15 protein-coding genes and 1 pseudogene are annotated in these 18,452 nt (G+C 65.1%); all 16 read left to right on the top strand.

The genetic code is table 11. The features are described from left to right. Positions 1-35 precede the first annotated feature (35 nt). The 16 genes and pseudogenes from LE197_RS07100 (at position 36) to nuoJ (ending at position 18,408) form a co-directional block, all read left to right on the top strand. Positions 36-1,205 carry a cupin domain-containing protein gene (locus LE197_RS07100; RefSeq protein ID WP_003097663.1) on the top strand — a complete coding sequence of 390 codons (1,170 nt, stop codon included), beginning with the start codon at positions 36-38 and terminating at the stop codon, positions 1,203-1,205. After that, on the top strand, positions 1,198-1,623 hold the full coding sequence (locus LE197_RS07095; protein ID WP_003090444.1) for a GNAT family N-acetyltransferase: 426 nt from the start codon (positions 1,198-1,200) through the stop codon (positions 1,621-1,623). The genes LE197_RS07100 and LE197_RS07095 overlap by 8 nt, the downstream gene beginning before the upstream one ends. 6 nt (positions 1,624-1,629) lie before the next feature. Next, the gene (locus LE197_RS07090) at positions 1,630-2,250 is read left to right on the top strand and encodes a hypothetical protein (RefSeq protein ID WP_003113372.1); all 621 of its coding nucleotides are present in this window, start codon (positions 1,630-1,632) and stop codon (positions 2,248-2,250) included. After that, the gene (locus LE197_RS07085) at positions 2,247-3,068 is read left to right on the top strand and encodes a secretin N-terminal domain-containing protein (protein WP_003090446.1); all 822 of its coding nucleotides are present in this window, start codon (positions 2,247-2,249) and stop codon (positions 3,066-3,068) included. Before LE197_RS07090 ends, LE197_RS07085 begins: the two co-directional genes overlap by 4 nt. A 594-nt stretch (positions 3,069-3,662) precedes the next feature. After that, complete coding sequence (locus LE197_RS07080) at positions 3,663-5,258, top strand: isocitrate lyase (RefSeq protein ID WP_003090447.1); 1,596 nt, start codon at positions 3,663-3,665, stop codon at positions 5,256-5,258. A 178-nt stretch (positions 5,259-5,436) separates the two neighbouring features. After that, positions 5,437-7,455 (top strand): PhoX family protein, encoded by a 2,019-nt coding sequence (locus LE197_RS07075; protein ID WP_003097668.1) that lies wholly within the window; start codon positions 5,437-5,439, stop codon positions 7,453-7,455. 78 nt (positions 7,456-7,533) lie between these two features. Continuing rightward, a complete protein-coding gene (locus LE197_RS07070) occupies positions 7,534-8,088 on the top strand; it encodes a DUF4442 domain-containing protein (RefSeq protein ID WP_073646789.1) in 555 nt (184 codons plus the stop codon). 599 nt (positions 8,089-8,687) lie between these two features. Further along, positions 8,688-9,101, top strand: a complete 414-nt coding sequence (locus tag LE197_RS07065; protein WP_003090452.1) for an NADH-quinone oxidoreductase subunit A — start codon at positions 8,688-8,690, stop codon at positions 9,099-9,101. Positions 9,102-9,111: 10 nt separating this feature from the next. Further along, a pseudogene (locus LE197_RS07060) lies at positions 9,112-9,788 on the top strand (NuoB/complex I 20 kDa subunit family protein). Positions 9,789-9,868: 80 nt separating this feature from the next. After that, positions 9,869-11,650, top strand: a complete 1,782-nt coding sequence (nuoC, locus tag LE197_RS07055) for an NADH-quinone oxidoreductase subunit C/D (RefSeq protein ID WP_003090458.1) — start codon at positions 9,869-9,871, stop codon at positions 11,648-11,650. A 1-nt stretch (position 11,651) separates the two neighbouring features. Beyond that, a complete protein-coding gene (gene nuoE / locus LE197_RS07050) occupies positions 11,652-12,152 on the top strand; it encodes an NADH-quinone oxidoreductase subunit NuoE (protein ID WP_003090460.1) in 501 nt (166 codons plus the stop codon). After that, positions 12,149-13,495, top strand: a complete 1,347-nt coding sequence (gene nuoF / locus LE197_RS07045; RefSeq protein ID WP_003097674.1) for an NADH-quinone oxidoreductase subunit NuoF — start codon at positions 12,149-12,151, stop codon at positions 13,493-13,495. Before nuoE ends, nuoF begins: the two co-directional genes overlap by 4 nt. Before the next feature lie 131 nt (positions 13,496-13,626). Further along, positions 13,627-16,344 carry an NADH-quinone oxidoreductase subunit NuoG gene (gene nuoG / locus LE197_RS07040; protein WP_003122603.1) on the top strand — a complete coding sequence of 906 codons (2,718 nt, stop codon included), beginning with the start codon at positions 13,627-13,629 and terminating at the stop codon, positions 16,342-16,344. Next, complete coding sequence (nuoH, locus tag LE197_RS07035) at positions 16,341-17,336, top strand: NADH-quinone oxidoreductase subunit NuoH (RefSeq protein ID WP_003090465.1); 996 nt, start codon at positions 16,341-16,343, stop codon at positions 17,334-17,336. The genes nuoG and nuoH overlap by 4 nt, the downstream gene beginning before the upstream one ends. A gap of 11 nt (positions 17,337-17,347) precedes the next feature. Next, a complete protein-coding gene (gene nuoI, locus LE197_RS07030; protein WP_003090467.1) occupies positions 17,348-17,896 on the top strand; it encodes an NADH-quinone oxidoreductase subunit NuoI in 549 nt (182 codons plus the stop codon). Positions 17,897-17,907: 11 nt separating this feature from the next. Then, a complete protein-coding gene (nuoJ, locus tag LE197_RS07025; RefSeq protein ID WP_003090473.1) occupies positions 17,908-18,408 on the top strand; it encodes an NADH-quinone oxidoreductase subunit J in 501 nt (166 codons plus the stop codon). The last annotated feature ends 44 nt before the right edge of the window (positions 18,409-18,452 follow it).

Below are 18,452 nucleotides of genomic sequence, written 5' to 3'. Positions count from 1 at the left end.
GCTGCGCCGGGCGTTTTTGTTTCAAGGACTTAACCATGAATGCTGATACTCCCCTGCAACTTCTGGGCGGACTGACCGCTGCCGAATTCCTCCGCGACTACTGGCAGCGCAAACCGCTGCTGGTCCGCCAGGCGATCCCGGACTTCGAAAGCCCGTTGTCCGCCGACGAGCTGGCCGGGCTGTCGCTGGAGGAATCGGTGGAATCGCGCATCGTCCTCGAACACGGGAAAACCCCGTGGGAAATGCGCCGTGGCCCGTTCCAGGAGGAGGACTACCAGCACCTGCCGGAACAGGACTGGACCCTGCTGGTGCAGGCGGTAGACCAGTTCGTCCCGGAAGTCGCCCAACTGCTGGAGCAATTCCGCTTCCTGCCCAGCTGGCGGATCGACGACGTGATGATCAGCTACGCCGCTCCCGGCGGCGGCGTCGGTCCGCACTTCGACAACTACGACGTATTCCTGCTTCAGGGCCACGGACGCCGGCGCTGGAAAGTCGGACAGATGTGCAGCAGCGACAGCCCGCTGCGCGAGCACGCCGACCTGCGCATCCTCGCCGACTTCGAACAGAGCGACGAGTGGGTCCTGGAGCCCGGCGACATGCTCTACCTGCCCCCGCGCCTCGCCCACTACGGCATCGCCGAAGACGAGTGCATGACCTACTCGATCGGCTTCCGCGCGCCCAGCGCCGCCGAAGTGCTGACCCATTTCACCGACTTCCTCGGCCAGTTCCTCTCCGACGAGGAGCGCTACACCGATGCCGGCCTGCAACCGGTAGGCGACGATCCGCACCAGATCCAGCGCGACGCTCTGGAGCGCCTGCAGGGCCTGATCCAGGAGCACATGAGCGACGAGCGCCTGCTGCTGACTTGGTTCGGCCAGTTCATGACCGAGCCGCGCTATCCCGAACTGGTTGCCGGCGAGGAGATCCCCGAGGAGGAGCTGTTCGGCGCCCTTGAGGATGGCGCGCTGCTGGTGCGCAACCCCAGCGCCCGCCTGGCCTGGAGCGAGATCGACATCGGCCTGGTGCTGTTCGCCAGCGGCCAGAGCGTACTCCTGCCCGGCCAGCTCAAGGAACTGCTGAAGCTGGTCTGCTCGGCCGATGCGTTGCATCTGGAAAACCTCGGCCAATGGCTGGCCGACGACGATGCGCGTAAGCTGTTGGCGGAGTTGGTCAAACAGGGCAGTTTGGAGTTTGCAGATGAATAAGATCCGCGTACGCGTAGCCGACTGGCAGAAGGACAATGCCGAGCTGCGCCGCATCCGCGAAGCGGTCTTCATTGCCGAACAGTCGGTTCCGCCGGAACTGGAGTGGGACGCCGAAGACGACGAAGCCGTGCATTTTCTCGCCTATGAAGGCGAATACGCGATCGGCACCGCGCGCCTGCTGGGCGACGGGCACATCGGCAGGGTCTCGGTACTCAAGGACTGGCGCGGCCTGAAGGTCGGCGACGCGCTGATGCGCGCGGCCATCGAGGAAGCCGAGCGACGCGGCCTGAAGCGCCAACTGCTGACCGCGCAGGTCTACGCCATTCCCTTCTACGAGCGACTGGGCTTCAAGGTCGACAGCGGCGAATTCCTCGATGCCGGCCTGCCCCATGTCGACATGGTTCGCGACAGCGACTGAGGCCCGATGAGCGACACCCCGGAGACCTCGCCGGCCGACCTGCCGGCCATCGAATTCAGCTCTCCGGGGCGCTTTGCGGTACGCAACCCGGCCAGCGCCGCACCACCCGCGGAACGCTGGGAACCAGCGCCATTCCGCCTCGGCGAACATGAGCCGCTGGAGCGCTTCGAGCATCCGCAGGAAGCCCGCGCCCATGCCCTGGCCCTCCTGCAGCAGGCCCGCCGCTCGCTCTGCCTGCACAGTCCCGACCTGGAAAGCTGGCTCTATCACCACAGCAGCATCCAGGAAGCCTGCACCCGTTTCCTCCTGGCCAATCCACGCAATCGCCTGCGTATCCTCGTTGGCGACAGCGCCCAGGCCGTGCGCAACGGCCACCGCCTGATCAGCCTTTCGCGCCGCCTGTCGAGCAACTGCCTGATCCGCCGGCTCAACCCGGACTACCCTAAAGAGGACGACGCCTTCCTCCTGGCCGACGACCAGGGCCTGCTACTGCGCCCGAAACCGGCGCAACCGGCGGGCTACGCCTGCTACCGTGCCGCCGGGCGGGTGCGTCAACTCCAGGCCCGCTTCGAGCAGGCCTGGGACACCAGCCTTTCCGACCCGGACCTGCGGAGCTTCCTCCTGTGACCCTGTTGCGCACCACCCTGCTCTCCTCGCTGCTGGCGACGGTCGTTCTCGGCGCCTCGGCCGCCCCGCGCACCGAAGTGATCCCGCTCAACTACCGCACCGCCGACGACGTGATGGCGGTGGCCCAGTCGGTCATCGGCAGCGAAGGCAAGGTCACCGCCTATGGCAACCAGTTGATCGTCAATGCCGAGCCGGCGAAGATCCGCGAGTTGCAATCGGTCCTGCAGCAGATCGACTCGCGCCCGCATCGCCTGCTGATCACCGTGGATACCAGCGAGAACCTGCAACAGGACAGCCGCGGCTATTCGGTGGATGGTTCGGCCAGCGCCGGCAACATCGAGATCCAGAGCGGCCGCGGCGAGGTCAACGGCAAGGATCGCGTCCGCATCATCCGTCGCTCCACCGACAGCCGTTCCGGCGGCAGCCAGCAGGTCCAGGCCACCGAGGGCTACCCGGCGCTGATCCAGGTCGGCCAGAGCGTCCCCATCACCAGCACCGCCACCGGTCCCTACGGGCAGATCTACAGCCAGACCGAATACCGCAACGTCAACCGCGGCTTCTACGTCACCGCGACGCTGACCGGCAACCTGGTGCACGTCACCATCAGCTCCAGCAATGACCGCCTCAGCCAGAGCCATCCCGGCGTCATCGATACCCAGAGCACCGACACCCGGGTCAGCGGCAAGCTCGGCGAGTGGATCACCCTGGGCGGCGTCAGCGAACAGAACCAGGCCGACCAGCGCGGCTTCGTGCGTCGCTACTCGACCCAGGGACGCGACGACACCAGCCTGCGCCTGAAAGTCGAAACCCTCGACTGACCGACGGCGCTCTTTCCAGCGCGAATTGCCTCCCGCTCCGGCAAAGCCGCGGGGCGCGGGCCCTTGCGGGCATTTTCGATGCAAACGGAAACATCTCGACCAGACAAGACCATCCGGTCACTCTTAGACCTTCGTGTAGTAGTCTTGAAAAAACACTACAAAACGTTTGACGACGGATTTTTTCCAGAGCATGATGGCCCCGCTCCCGCTAATCAGGGGCTCTGAAACGACGAGCTCCCGGTGCCTGCGCCGATACGCCCTCGGCCTCCACCGTGTTGATCTGCCCACAAGGCGGCTTGACGAGATTGCGACTGGAACGAAGTTGTCCTGAGGGACGGGGAAGCGTTTACGTATCAGCCAGATCGAAAGACTCGACAGCGAGTCGCCCACCGGCAACCACGAGCCGAACGGCACTTGAGCCAGTCGAGAAGCACGGTCCGCGAACTGTTCGTCTCCACCCCCTCCTCGGCGTCATTCTTCGCCACGGTCATTCTCTCGCCATGCAGCGGTGAGCCACCCGCAAGACAACCTTCACCAGCAGGTTTTGAGTGGGTCAGTCGGTGCTCAACCAATACATTTCTTGAAGGATTGACCATGTCCGCATATCAGAACGAGATCAAGGCAGTTGCCGCGCTGAAAGAGAAGAACGGCAGCAGCTGGAGCGCGATCAACCCCGAGTACGCAGCTCGCATGCGTATCCAGAACCGCTTCAAGACCGGCCTGGATATCGCCAAGTACACCGCGGCCATCATGCGCAAGGACATGGCCGAATACGATGCGGACTCCTCCGTCTACACCCAGTCGCTGGGTTGCTGGCACGGCTTCATCGGGCAGCAGAAGCTGATCTCGATCAAGAAGCACCTGAAGACCACCAACAAGCGCTACCTCTACCTGTCCGGTTGGATGGTCGCCGCGCTGCGCTCCGACTTCGGCCCGCTGCCGGACCAGTCCATGCACGAGAAAACCGCGGTTTCCGGCCTGATCGAAGAGCTGTACACCTTCCTGCGCCAGGCTGACGCCCGCGAGCTGGACCTGCTGTTCACCGGCCTGGACGCTGCCCGCGCCGCTGGCGACAAGGCCAAGGAAGCCGAGCTGCTGGCCCAGATCGACAACTTCGAAACCCACGTGGTGCCGATCATCGCCGACATCGACGCCGGCTTCGGCAACGCCGAGGCGACCTACCTGCTGGCCAAGAAGATGATCGAAGCCGGCGCCTGCTGCATCCAGATCGAGAACCAGGTGTCCGACGAGAAGCAGTGCGGCCACCAGGACGGCAAGGTCACCGTTCCGCACATCGACTTCCTCGCCAAGATCAATGCCGTACGCTACGCCTTCCTCGAGCTGGGCGTGGACGATGGCGTGATCGTCGCCCGTACCGACTCCCTGGGCGCCGGCCTGACCAAGCAGATCGCCGTGACCAACGAGCCGGGCGACCTGGGCGACCTGTACAACTCCTTCCTGGATTGCGAAGAAATCTCCGAGGCCGAGCTGGGCAACGGCGACGTCGTGATCAAGCGCGAAGGCAAGCTGCTGCGTCCGAAGCGCCTGGCTTCCAACCTGTTCCAGTTCCGCAAGGGCACCGGCGAAGATCGCTGCGTCCTGGACTGCATCACCTCGCTGCAGAACGGCGCCGACCTGCTCTGGATCGAAACCGAGAAGCCGCACGTCGGCCAGATCAAGGCAATGGTCGATCGCATCCGCGAAGTGATTCCGAACGCCAAGCTGGTCTACAACAACAGCCCGTCCTTCAACTGGACCCTGAACTTCCGCCAGCAGGTGTTCGATGCGTTCGTCGCCGAAGGCAAGGACGTTTCCGCCTACGACCGCAACAAGCTGATGAGCGTCGAGTACGACGACACCGAGCTGGCCAAGGTCGCCGACGAGAAGATCCGCACCTTCCAGCGCGATGGCTCGGCCCACGCCGGCATCTTCCACCACCTGATCACCCTGCCGACCTACCACACCGCCGCGCTGTCCACCGACAACCTGGCCAAGGGCTACTTCGCCGACGAAGGCATGCTGGCCTACGTGAAGGGCGTGCAGCGCCAGGAACTGCGCCAGGGCATCGCCTGCGTCAAGCACCAGAACATGGCGGGCTCCGACATCGGCGACAACCATAAAGAGTACTTCGCAGGCGAAGCCGCTCTGAAGGCCAGCGGCAAAGACAACACCATGAACCAGTTCCACTAAGGAACAGGGGCCAGCCGGGCAGCCACGATCTGCCCGGCCCGCCTCGCGAAAACCCCGGCTCCGGCCGGGGTTTTTCATTTCCGGATCATGGCAAAAGGCCTCGAGTGCCTGTCATCGTCCCGTCGCTTTCAGCGGTTAGCGTCAATGCTCCGTCGATCAGCCCACAAGGAGCACGTCCGTGAGCCTGGAGAAAAAAGATGCCATCCTGTTCGGTGATGGCGACGAGTTGCCCAGCAACCATTCGAACAACCCGCACATGAACGACCTGATCGCCGGCCTCGGCCGCCGCCAGGTCCTGGCCGGCGGCGCGGCGCTCGGCGCCCTCGCCTTCCTCGGCGTCGCGCTCCCCGCCAGCGCCGCTCCCGCCGAAGCGCAGGTGCCCGCCGCGGAAGGCCTGCGCGGCTTGCCTTTCAAACGCCGCAACCGCTTGCCCTTCGAAGCCATCGCCAGCGGCCGTGCCGATACCATCCGGGTGCCCGCCGGCTACAAGGCGACGCCCTTCATACCCTGGGGCACCCCGATCAGCGGCAGTTATCCGGGCTTCCTCGACGACGCCAGCAACAGCGCCCAGGACCAGGCCGAACAGATCGGCATGCACCACGACGGCATGCACTTCTTCCCGATCGACGCGCAGTTCGGCTTCGGCGGCGGACACATCAGCAACCATGGCCTGCTGGTGCTCAACCATGAATACATCGACGCGCCGCTGCTGCACACCAATGGCCCGACCGTGGTCGATGGCAAGCGCACCGTCGCCGATGAAGTGCGCAAGGAAATCAACGCCCATGGCGTTTCCGTCGTGGAGATCCGTCGCAACGTGCGTGGCGAGTGGAATGTCGTGCCGTCGCAACGAAATCGCCGGATCACCGCCGCCACGCCGATGCGTATCGCCGGCCCGGCGCGCGGCCACGAACTGCTGCGCACCCGCCACAGTCCGGACGGCACCCGCACCCGCGGCACCCATAACAACTGTTCCAACGGTTTCACCCCCTGGGGCACCTACCTCACCTGCGAGGAGAACTGGGTCGGCTATTTCTCCACCCAGGACAGCGAACTGCCGCGCGAACTGACCCGCTACGGCATTCGCAACACCAGCCGTTTCGGCTGGGAAACCCTGGCGGGCGACGAGTTCGAACGCTTCGACGCCACCCGCAAGGGCAAACAGGCCCAGGACGACTACCGCAACGAACCGAACAACTTCGGCTGGATCGTCGAGATCGACCCGTTCGACCCGCAATCGGTGCCGGTCAAGCGCACCGCTCTCGGCCGCTTCGCCCACGAAGGCCTGGTCTTCGCCCCGGTCAAGCCGGGCCGCCAGGTAGTCTGCTACTCCGGCGACGACTCGCAGAACGAGTACATCTACAAGTACGTCAGCCGCGACAAGTTCCGTCCGGGTCGCAGCAACGCTCGCCTGCTCGACGAAGGCACCCTCTACGTCGCCCGCTTCAACGCCGATGGCAGCGGCCAGTGGCTGCCGCTGGACATCGCCGACGGCAACTTCCGCGCGGCCTGTCGCAAGGCCGGGGTGAGCTTCGCCGACCAGGGCGAAGTGCTGATCAACACCCGCCTGGCCGCCGATGTCCTCGGCGCGACCAAGATGGATCGCCCGGAGTGGGGCGCGGTCAACCCGGACAACGGCGACGTCTACTTCACCCTCACCAACAACACGTCGCGCACCGTCGCCGACGCGGCCAACCCACGGGTGAAGAACGCCTACGGCCATATCATCCGCTGGCGCGAACGCAGCCGCGACTATGCCGGGCAACGCTTCACCTGGGACCTGTTCATGCTCGCCGGTCCCGGCGAAGACAGCCGCGGCCCGGACGGCAAGCCGCTGAACCAGGACAATATCCTGGCCAGCCCCGACGGCCTCTGGTTCGACCCGGAAGGCCGCCTGTGGATCCAGACCGACATGAGCGGCAGCCAGTTGAGCAGCGGCCCGTTCGGCAACAACCAGATGCTGGTGGCCGACCCGCGCACCGGCGAACTGAAGCGCTTCCTCACCGGTCCGCTGGGTTGCGAGGTGACCGGCATTGCCGCGACGCCGGACTTCCGTACGCTGTTCATCAACATCCAGCACCCGGGGGAAGGCTCGACCGCCGATAACCTCCTCAGCACCTGGCCGGACGGGCCGGGCCGCCGGCCACGCTCGGCCACCGTGGTGATCACCCGCGAAGACGGCCGACGCCTGCTCTGACGCGCCACGACGACCTGCGTTGGCCGGAATGCCGGCGCAGGTCGCCGCTACAGCCGTGGGCAAGCCCGGGCAAAGCGGGTGGAATGCAGGCTCCCCTCTCTATGGAAGGACGCCAGCATGCCCAAGCGCAATCGTCTCAGCCGCGCCGTCGGCGCCATCAACCTCCTCCCCCGCCGCCTGCGCAGCCGCAGCCTGTCGCTGCTGCTGGGCTCCCAGGTGCGCTTCGCCGGCACTGCGAGGGTGCGCATCCATGAACTGGGACAGGAGCGCGCCATCCTCAGCCTGAAGAACCGTCGGCCGGTGCAGAACCACATAAAAGGTATCCATGCCGCGGCGATGGCCTTGCTCGCCGAGTCGGCCAGCGGCTTCCTGGTCGGAATGAACGTACCGGACGACAAGCTGCCGCTGATCAAGACCATGAAGATCGACTATCTCAAGCGCGCCCAGGGCGACCTGACCGCCATCGCGACGCTGGAGGCCGGACAGATCGAGCAGATCCGGCAACAGGACAAGGGCGAGGTCCGCGTGGCGGTGTTGGTCAGCGACGAGAACGGCAACCAGCCGATCGCCTGCGAAATGGTCTGGGCCTGGGTCGGCAAGAAACCCCGGGACGCTACCGCAGCCCCTAGGTAGCGCACCTCCGGAGCGACTACATCTACGCTGCGAAGCGAACCGCCGCAGACCTTGCCCAGCGCCTTCGCATCCGTCACGAAGAACCGCGGGCGCAGCCCCAGGCGGCGCCGCAGCCGGGTTGCCATGGTGCGGAAAGAAGAAAAACCGCCATGCGCCCGGCCCGGAGAATATTCCCGGTTTAATGCAATAACGGATTGGGCGAGAGTAATTACCAATAAAAGGGTAAACAATAGTAACGCGGCGAAGAATATATGTAGCGAAGTTATACGGATGCGACATTGCAAACGATATTCATTATCGTTTGAGGCCTTGCAAAGAGCCCTCCACCACGCTTCGCGGCAATACGACCAAAAGCCAGCCAGGCCGCGCCATTTCTCGCAAAGACAGCATTCACGAGGGTTTCGGGGATTAACCAAAGCGCTGGAAAAAGCAGAGAAGCGTCTGTTTGTGTTAGAAAAATTTACTTGTCCGGCGCTTTGGGCATAAAATCGGAAAGATACATACAACCCTTAGCTCACTACGCAGCGGGTTGCACAAGAAGTCGGGCATTGCGCCCAGAACCCACGATCTTATATATCCGGTACAGAAGGAGTATCAGCATGCCAAACCCAGCTGAACTTGCAGCTCATCACTGGGGATTCGCTGCCTTCCTTCTAGGGGTCGTTGGCCTTCTCGCCTTCATGCTAGGGGTTTCATCCCTGCTTGGCAGCAAGGCATTTGGTCGCAGCAAGAACGAACCCTTCGAATCCGGGATCGTCCCCACCGGAGGCGCACGCCTGCGTCTCTCGGCAAAATTCTATCTGGTCGCGATGCTCTTCGTGATCTTCGACGTCGAAGCCCTCTTCCTCTTCGCCTGGTCGGTGTCGGTTCGCGAAAGCGGCTGGGCCGGCCTGATCGAGGCAACCATTTTCATAGCAATTCTGTTGGCGGGTCTTGTCTATCTTTGGCGGATCGGTGCGCTCGATTGGGCTCCCGAAAGCCGTCGCAAGCGGCAGGCGAAGCTAAAACAATGAGGCTTTGGCGATGCAATACAAACTTACCCGGATCGATCCCGATGCGGCCAACGACCAATACCCGATAGGCGAACGGGAAACCGTAGCCGACCCGCTGGTCGCGGGCCAGGTTCACAAGAACATCTTCATGGGCAAGCTCGAGGATGTGCTGAACTCCACCGTCAACTGGGGTCGCAAGAACTCGCTCTGGCCCTATAACTTCGGGCTGTCGTGCTGCTACGTGGAGATGACCACCGCCTTCACCGCGCCGCACGATATCGCCCGCTTCGGCGCCGAAGTGATCCGGGCGTCGCCGCGCCAGGCCGACTTCATGGTCATCGCCGGCACCTGCTTCATCAAGATGGCCCCGGTCATCCAGCGCCTCTACGAGCAGATGCTCGAACCCAAGTGGGTCATCTCCATGGGCTCGTGCGCCAATTCCGGCGGCATGTACGACATCTATTCGGTGGTCCAGGGGGTCGACAAGTTCCTCCCCGTGGACGTCTACATTCCCGGCTGCCCGCCCCGTCCGGAGGCGTTCCTGCAAGGCTTGATGCTGTTGCAGGAATCCATCGGCCAGGAGCGCCGCCCGCTGTCCTGGGTCGTTGGCGACCAGGGGTCTACCGCGCCGAAATGCCGGCCCAGAAAGACCTGAAACGCGAGCAGCGCATCCAGGTGACCAACCTGCGCAGCCCCGACGAAGTGTGATCCGGAACTCCCGGCCAGCCCCGCTGGCCGGCCGAGACCAGCCGCGTTCACCCCACCGTTGACCGAAAGCGACCGAGACCATGACTGCAGACTCCGCTCTGTACATCCCGCCTTACAAGGCAGACGACCAGGATATCGTCGTCGAACTGAATTCCCGCTTTGGCGCCGAGACCTTCACCGTCCAGCCCACCCGTACCGGCATGCCGGTGCTCTGGGTTCCGCGCGAAAGACTGATCGAAGTCCTGACCTTCCTCCGTCAGGTACCCAAGCCCTACGTGATGCTCTACGACCTGCACGGCGTCGACGAGCGGCTGCGCACCCATCGCCGCGGCCTGCCGAGCGCCGACTTCAGCGTGTTCTACCACCTGATGTCGCTGGAGCGTAATAGTGACGTGATGATCAAGGTCGCCTTGTCCGAGCGCGACCTCAACCTGCCCACCGCCACCCGTATCTGGCCCAACGCCAACTGGTACGAGCGCGAAGTGTGGGACATGTACGGCATCACCTTCACCGGCCACCCGCACCTGACCCGCATGCTGATGCCGCCGACCTGGCAGGGCCATCCGCTGCGCAAGGACTACCCGGCGCGCGCCACCGAGTTCGATCCCTACTCCCTGTCCGCCGCCAAGCAGGACCTGGAGCAGGAAGCCCTGCGCTTCAAGCCGGAAGACTGGGGCATGAAGCGCCACGGCGAGAACGAGGACTACATGTTCCTCAACCTCGGCCCGAACCACCCGTCCGCCCACGGCGCGTTCCGCATCATCCTGCAGCTGGACGGCGAGGAGATCATCGACTGCGTCCCGGAGATCGGCTACCACCACCGCGGCGCCGAGAAGATGGCCGAGCGCCAGTCCTGGCACAGTTTCATTCCCTACACCGACCGCATCGACTACCTCGGCGGGGTGATGAACAACCTGCCCTACGTACTCTCGGTGGAGAAGCTCGCCGGGATCAAGGTGCCGCAGCGGGTCGACGTGATCCGGATCATGATGGCGGAGTTCTTCCGTATCCTGAACCACCTGCTGTACCTGGGCACCTATATCCAGGACGTCGGCGCCATGACCCCGGTGTTCTTCACCTTCACCGACCGCCAGCGCGCCTACAAGGTGGTCGAGGCCATCACCGGCTTCCGCCTGCACCCGGCCTGGTACCGCATCGGCGGCGTCGCCCACGACCTGCCGCGCGGCTGGGACAAGCTGGTCCGCGAGTTCCTCGACTGGATGCCCAAGCGCCTCGACGAGTACGAGACCGCGGCCCTGAAGAACAGCATCCTGCGCGGCCGGACCATCGGCGTCGCCCAGTACAACACCAAGGAAGCCCTCGAGTGGGGCACCACCGGCGCCGGCCTGCGCGCCACCGGTTGCGACTTCGACCTGCGCAAGGCCCGCCCCTACTCCGGCTACGAGAACTTCGAGTTCGAGGTACCGCTGGCCCACAACGGCGACGCCTACGACCGCTGCATGGTCAAGATGGGCGAGATGCGCCAGAGCCTGCGGATCATCGAACAGTGCCTGAAGAACATGCCGGAAGGCCCTTACAAGGCCGACCATCCGCTGACCACGCCGCCGCCGAAAGAACGCACGCTGCAACACATCGAAACCCTGATCACCCACTTCCTGCAGGTTTCCTGGGGCCCGGTCATGCCGGCCAACGAAGCCTTCCAGATGATCGAGGCGACCAAGGGTATCAACAGCTACTACCTGACCAGCGACGGCAGCACCATGAGCTACCGCACGCGTATCCGGACGCCCAGCTTCGCGCACCTGCAACAGATCCCCTCGGTGATCAACGGCAGCATGATCGCGGACCTGATCGCCTACCTGGGTAGCATCGATTTCGTTATGGCTGACGTGGACCGCTGACATGAGCCAGAGCAACCTGATTCAGACCGACCGTTTCGTCCTCAGCGAAACCGAGCGCTCGTCCATCGAGCATGAAATGCATCACTACGAGGACCCGCGCGCGGCGTCCATCGAAGCCCTGAAGATCGTCCAGAAACAGCGCGGCTGGGTGCCGGACGGCGCCATCCCGGCGATCGGCGAGGTGCTGGGGATCCCGGCCAGCGACGTCGAAGGCGTCGCCACCTTCTATAGTCAGATATTCCGCCAGCCGGTGGGCCGCCACATCATCCGCGTCTGCGACAGCATGGTCTGCTACATCGGCGGCCACGAGTCGGTGGTCGGCGAGATCCAGAAGCAACTCGGCATCGGTCTCGGCCAGACTACCGCCGACGGACGCTTCACCCTGCTCCCGGTCTGCTGCCTGGGCAACTGCGACAAGGCCCCGGCGCTGATGATCGACGACGACACTCATGGCGACGTGCGTCCCGACGGTGTCGCCAAACTGCTGGAGGCCTACGTATGACCCTTACCTCCATTGGTCCGGCCAACCGCATGGCGCGTTCGGCGGAAACCCATCCGCTGACCTGGCGCCTGCGCGAAGACGCCCAGCCCGTCTGGCTCGAGGAATACCAGAGCAAGGACGGCTATGCCGCGGCGCGCAAGGCGCTGACCCAGATGGCCCAGGACGACATCGTCCAGACCGTCAAGGACTCCGGCCTCAAGGGCCGCGGCGGCGCGGGCTTCCCCACCGGCGTGAAGTGGGGCCTGATGCCGAAGGACGAGTCGCTGAACATCCGCTACCTGCTGTGCAACGCGGACGAGATGGAGCCGAACACCTGGAAGGACCGCATGCTCATGGAGCAGCTGCCGCACCTGCTGGTGGAAGGCATGCTGATTTCCGCGCGCGCGCTGAAGGCCTACCGCGGCTACATCTTCCTGCGCGGCGAATACGTCGACGCGGCGCGCAACCTCAACCGCGCCATCGACGAAGCCAAGGCCGCCGGCCTGCTCGGCAAGAACATCCTCGGCAGCGGCTTCGATTTCGAGCTGTTCGTCCACACCGGTGCCGGCCGCTACATCTGCGGCGAAGAGACCGCGCTGATCAACTCGCTGGAAGGCCGCCGCGCCAACCCGCGTTCCAAACCGCCCTTCCCTGCCGCCGTCGGCGTCTGGGGCAAGCCGACCTGCGTGAACAACGTGGAGACGCTGTGCAACGTGCCGGCCATCGTCGGCAACGGCGTGGACTGGTACAAGACCCTGGCCCGCCCCGGCAGCGAAGACATGGGCACCAAGCTGATGGGCTTCTCCGGCAAGGTGAAGAACCCCGGCCTGTGGGAACTGCCGTTCGGCGTCAGCGCCCGCGAGCTGTTCGAGGACTACGCCGGCGGCATGCGCGACGGCTTCCAGCTCAAGGCCTGGCAGCCCGGCGGCGCCGGTACCGGCTTCCTGCTCCCGGAGCACCTGGATGCGCAGATGTTCGCCGGCGGCATCGCCAAGGTCGGCACCCGGATGGGCACCGGCCTGGCCATGGCGGTGGACGACAGCATCAACATGGTTTCCCTGCTGCGCAACATGGAAGAGTTCTTCGCCCGCGAGTCCTGCGGCTGGTGCACCCCCTGCCGCGATGGCCTGCCGTGGAGCGTGAAGCTGCTGCGTGCCCTGGAGCGGGGCGAAGGCCAGCCCGGCGACCTCGAGACCCTCGAGCAGCTGGTCAACTTCCTCGGCCCAGGCAAGACCTTCTGCGCCCACGCGCCGGGAGCCGTCGAGCCGCTGGGCAGCGCCCTCAAGTATTTCCGTGCCGAATTCGAGGCGGGCATCTCCCGCCAGCCTTCGGCCGCGCCGCGCCCGGCAACGGTCGGCGCCTGATGCTTTGCAGCCGGACGGCCAGCCGTCCGGCGATGTTTCGTCGTCGTGCCGCGGCCCGGCCGCAGGCCCGACGGAACCGTGAGTTTCTATTAGCCACGCCCGCTGACAACGGGCCAACGAAGACTTGAACCATGGCCACTATCCACGTAGACGGCAAGACGCTCGAAGTCGATGGTGCAGACAACCTCCTGCAGGCCTGTCTGTCCCTCGGTCTCGACATTCCCTACTTCTGCTGGCACCCGGCGCTCGGTAGCGTCGGCGCCTGCCGCCAGTGCGCGGTGAAGCAGTACACCGACGAGAACGACAAGCGTGGTCGCCTCGTCATGTCCTGCATGACCCCCGCCACCGACAACACCTGGATCTCCATCGAAGACGAAGAGGCCAAGCAGTTCCGCGCCAGCGTCGTCGAATGGCTGATGACCAACCACCCGCACGACTGCCCGGTGTGCGAGGAAGGCGGTCACTGCCACCTGCAGGACATGACGGTGATGACCGGCCACAACGAGCGCCGGTACCGCTTCACCAAGCGCACCCACCAGAACCAGGAACTCGGCCCGTTCATCGCCCATGAGATGAACCGCTGCATCGCCTGCTACCGCTGCGTGCGCTACTACAAGGACTACGCCGGCGGCACCGACCTCGGCGTCTACGGCGCCCACGACAACGTCTACTTCGGACGGGTCGAGGACGGCGTGCTGGAAAGCGAGTTCTCCGGCAACCTCACCGAGGTCTGCCCCACCGGCGTGTTCACCGACAAGACCCACTCCGAGCGCTACAACCGCAAGTGGGACATGCAGTTCGCCCCGAGCATCTGCCACGGCTGCTCCAGCGGCTGCAACATCAGCCCCGGCGAGCGCTACGGCGAGATCCGCCGCATCGAGAACCGCTACAACGGCTCGGTCAACCACTACTTCCTCTGCGACCGCGGTCGCTTCGGCTACGGCTACGTCAACCGCGAAGACCGTCCGCGCCAGCCGCTGCTGGTGCTGAGCAAGCAGAAGCTGAGCCTGGACGGCGCCCTCGACCAGGCCGCCGCCCTGCTGAAGGAGCGCAAGGTGGTCGGCATCGGTTCGCCGCGCGCCAGCCTGGAAAGCAACTTCGCCCTGCGCGAGCTGGTTGGCGAAGGCAACTTCTACAGCGGCATCAACGAAGGCGAGCTCGACCGCCTGCGCCTGATCCTGCAGGTCATGCAGGAAGGCCCGCTGCCGGTGCCGAGCATCCGCGACATCGAGGACCACGACGCGGTCTTCGTCCTCGGCGAGGACCTGACCCAGACCGCCGCCCGCATCGCCCTGGCCCTGCGCCAGTCGGTGAAGGGCAAGGCCGTCGAGATGGCTGCCGACATGAAGGTCCAGCCGTGGCTCGACGCCGCGGTGAAGAACATCGCCCAGCATGCGCAGAACCCGCTGTTCATCGCCAGCGTCAGCGCGACCCGCCTCGACGACGTGGCCGAGGAAACCGTTCACGCCGCGCCGGACGATCTCGCTCGCCTCGGCTTCGCCGTGGCCCACGCGATCGACCCAAGCGCCCCGTCCGTGGCCGACCTCGACCCTCAGGCCCAGGCCTTCGCCCAGCGCATCGCCGATGCCCTGCTGGCGGCCAAGCGTCCGCTGGTAGTGTCCGGCAACTCGCTGGGCAACAAGGCATTGATCGAAGCCGCGGCGAACATCGCCAAGGCCCTCAAGCAGCGCGAGAAGAACGGTTCCATCAGCCTGGTGGTCGGCGAAGCCAACAGCCTCGGCCTGGCGCTCTTCGGCGGCGACTCCGTGGAAGCCGCGCTCGAGCGACTGACCTCCGGACAGGCCGACGCCGTGGTGGTGCTGGAGAACGATCTCTATCGCCGCACCGACGCCGCCCGTGTCGACGCGGCCCTGGCGGCGGCCAAGGTGGTGATTGTCGCCGATCACCAGCAGACCGCCACCACCGCCAAGGCGCACCTGGTGCTGCCGGCGGCCAGCTTCGCCGAAGGCGACGGCACCCTGGTCAGCCAGGAAGGCCGCGCCCAGCGCTTCTTCCAGGTGTTCGACCCGACCTACTACGACGCCAGGAACATGGTCCGCGAGGGCTGGCGCTGGCTGCATGCGATCCACAGCACCCTGCAAGGCAAGCGCGTCGACTGGACCCAGTTGGACCACGTCACCGAAGCCGTGGCCGAGGCCAAGCCGATCCTGGCCGGCATCCGCGACGCCGCACCGGCCGCCTCGTTCCGCATCAAGGGCCTCAAGCTGGCCCGCGAACCGCACCGCTACAGCGGGCGTACCGCCATGCGCGCCAATATCAGCGTGCACGAGCCGCGCACCCCGCAGGACATCGACTCGGCGTTCGCCTTCTCCATGGAAGGCTACTCCGGCAGCCAGGAAGACCGTCAGCAGATCCCGTTCGCCTGGTCGCCGGGCTGGAACTCGCCGCAGGCCTGGAACAAGTTCCAGGACGAGGTCGGCGGCCACCTGCGCGCCGGCGACCCCGGCGTGCGCCTGATCGAACCGAAGGGCGAAGGCCTCGACTGGTTCCAGGCCGTGCCGGTGCCGTTCAGCGCCAAGGCCGACAGCTGGAAGGTAGTGCCGCTGTACCACCTGTTCGGCAGCGAGGAAAACAGCTCGCGGGCCGCGCCGATCCAGCAGCGCATCCCGGAGACCTACGTCGCCCTGTCCAAGGAAGACGCGGACCGCCTCGGCGTCAACGACGGCGCGACCCTCGGCTTCCAGCTCAAGGGCCAGGCCCTGCGCCTGCCGCTGCGTATCGATGAACAACTCGGCGCCGGCCTGATCGGCCTGCCGGTCGGCTTCGCCGGCATCCCGGCGGCGATCGCCGGCTGCTCCGTGGAAGGTCTGCAGGAGGCTGCACAATGAGTTGGCTGACTCCCGCTCTGGTCACCATCATCCTCACCGTGGTCAAGGCCATCGTGGTGCTGCTCGCCGTGGTCATCTGCGGCGCCCTGCTAAGCTGGGTCGAGCGCCGCCTGCTCGGCCTCTGGCAGGACCGCTACGGCCCCAACCGGGTCGGTCCGTTCGGTGCGTTCCAGCTCGGCGCGGACATGGTCAAGATGTTCTTCAAGGAGGACTGGACCCCGCCGTTCGCCGACAAGATGATCTTCACCCTGGCCCCGGTGATCGCGATGGGCGCCCTGCTCGTCGCCTTCGCCATCGTGCCGATCACCCCCACCTGGGGCGTGGCGGACCTGAACATCGGCATCCTGTTCTTCTTCGCCATGGCCGGCCTGACGGTGTACGCCGTGCTGTTCGCCGGCTGGTCGAGCAACAACAAGTTCGCCCTGCTCGGCAGCCTGCGCGCCTCGGCCCAGACCATCTCCTACGAGGTGTTCCTGGCCCTGTCGCTGATGGGCATCGTCGCCCAGGTCGGCTCGTTCAACATGCGCGACATCGTCCAGTACCAGATCGACAACGTCTGGTTCATCATTCCGCAGTTCTTCGGCTTCTGCACCTTCATCATCGCCGGCGTCGCCGTGACCCACCGTCACCCGTTCGACCAGCCGGAAGCGGAGCAGGAACTGGCGGACGGCTACCACATCGAGTACGCCGGGATGAAATGGGGCATGTTCTTCGTCGGCGAGTACATCGGCATCGTACTGGTCTCGGCGCTGCTGGCGACCCTGTTCTTCGGCGGCTGGCACGGTCCGTTCCTGGACACCCTGCCCTGGCTGTCGTTCTTCTACTTCGCCGCCAAGACCGGCTTCTTCATCATGCTCTTCATCCTGATCCGCGCCTCGCTGCCGCGTCCGCGCTATGACCAGGTGATGGCGTTCAGCTGGAAGGTGTGCCTGCCGCTGACCCTGATCAACCTGCTGGTGACCGGCGCGCTCGTGCTGGCCGCGGCCCAGTAAGGAGAACCACCGTGATCAAAGAAATCATCAACGTCGTGCATGGCACCTTCACCCAGCTTCGCAGCCTGGTGATGATCTTCGGCCATGCCTTCCGCAAGCGCGACACCCTGCAATACCCCGAAGAGCCGGTCTACCTGCCGCCGCGCTATCGTGGCCGGATCGTCCTGACCCGCGACCCCGACGGCGAGGAACGCTGCGTAGCCTGCAACCTGTGCGCCGTGGCCTGTCCGGTTGGCTGCATCTCCCTGCAGAAGGCCGAGACCGAGGACGGTCGCTGGTATCCGGAGTTCTTCCGCATCAACTTCTCGCGCTGCATCTTCTGCGGCCTGTGCGAGGAAGCCTGCCCGACCACCGCGATCCAGCTCACCCCGGACTTCGAGATGGGCGAGTTCAAGCGCCAGGACCTGGTCTACGAGAAGCACGACCTGCTGATCTCCGGGCCGGGCAAGAACCCGGACTACAACTACTACCGCGTTGCGGGGATGGCGATCGCCGGCAAGCCGAAAGGCGCCGCGCAGAACGAAGCCGAACCGATCAACGTGAAAAGCCTGCTGCCATAAGGAGACGTCGCGTGGAATTCGCTTTCTATTTCGCTGCCGGCGTCGCCGTACTGGCCACGCTGCGGGTCATCACCAACAGCAACCCGGTGCATGCCCTGCTCTACCTGATCATTTCCCTGCTGGCCATCTCGATGACCTTCTTCAGCCTCGGCGCACCCTTCGCCGGTGCCCTGGAGATCATCGTCTACGCTGGCGCCATCATGGTTCTGTTCGTCTTCGTGGTGATGATGCTCAACCTCGGCCCGGCCGTGGTCGAGCAGGAGCGCAAGTGGCTCACGCCCGGCATCTGGGTCGGGCCTTCGGCCCTGGCCCTGGTCCTGCTGGTGGAACTGCTGGTGGTCCTCGCCCGCACCCCGAGCGGTGCCGGCATCGGCCATACCACGGTAGACGCCAAGGCGGTCGGCATCAGCCTCTACGGCCCGTACCTGCTGGTGGTCGAACTGGCCTCCATGCTGTTGCTCGCGGCCCTGGTCGCTGCCTATCACCTGGGTCGTCAAGACGCCAAACAATAAAGGTTCGGCGGGCGCCCTGCGCCCGCCCCAAGGGAACGTAACGC

Source organism: Pseudomonas sp. PS1(2021), assembly GCF_020405165.1.
Taxonomy (GTDB): domain Bacteria; phylum Pseudomonadota; class Gammaproteobacteria; order Pseudomonadales; family Pseudomonadaceae; genus Pseudomonas; species Pseudomonas aeruginosa.
Note: the sequence above shows the minus strand (reverse complement) of the source record. Positions and strands in the feature narration are given on the sequence as shown.

Coding starts and splice junctions, on each gene's coding strand:
- LE197_RS07095 (WP_003090444.1), top strand. CDS start 1,198: ATGAATAAGATCCGCGTACGCGTAGCCGACTGGCAGAAGGACAATGCC.
- nuoC (WP_003090458.1), top strand. CDS start 9,869: ATGACTGCAGACTCCGCTCTGTACATCCCGCCTTACAAGGCAGACGAC.
- LE197_RS07090 (WP_003113372.1), top strand. CDS start 1,630: ATGAGCGACACCCCGGAGACCTCGCCGGCCGACCTGCCGGCCATCGAA.
- nuoF (WP_003097674.1), top strand. CDS start 12,149: ATGACCCTTACCTCCATTGGTCCGGCCAACCGCATGGCGCGTTCGGCG.
- LE197_RS07080 (WP_003090447.1), top strand. CDS start 3,663: ATGTCCGCATATCAGAACGAGATCAAGGCAGTTGCCGCGCTGAAAGAG.
- nuoH (WP_003090465.1), top strand. CDS start 16,341: ATGAGTTGGCTGACTCCCGCTCTGGTCACCATCATCCTCACCGTGGTC.
- LE197_RS07100 (WP_003097663.1), top strand. CDS start 36: ATGAATGCTGATACTCCCCTGCAACTTCTGGGCGGACTGACCGCTGCC.
- nuoG (WP_003122603.1), top strand. CDS start 13,627: ATGGCCACTATCCACGTAGACGGCAAGACGCTCGAAGTCGATGGTGCA.
- LE197_RS07065 (WP_003090452.1), top strand. CDS start 8,688: ATGCCAAACCCAGCTGAACTTGCAGCTCATCACTGGGGATTCGCTGCC.
- nuoE (WP_003090460.1), top strand. CDS start 11,652: ATGAGCCAGAGCAACCTGATTCAGACCGACCGTTTCGTCCTCAGCGAA.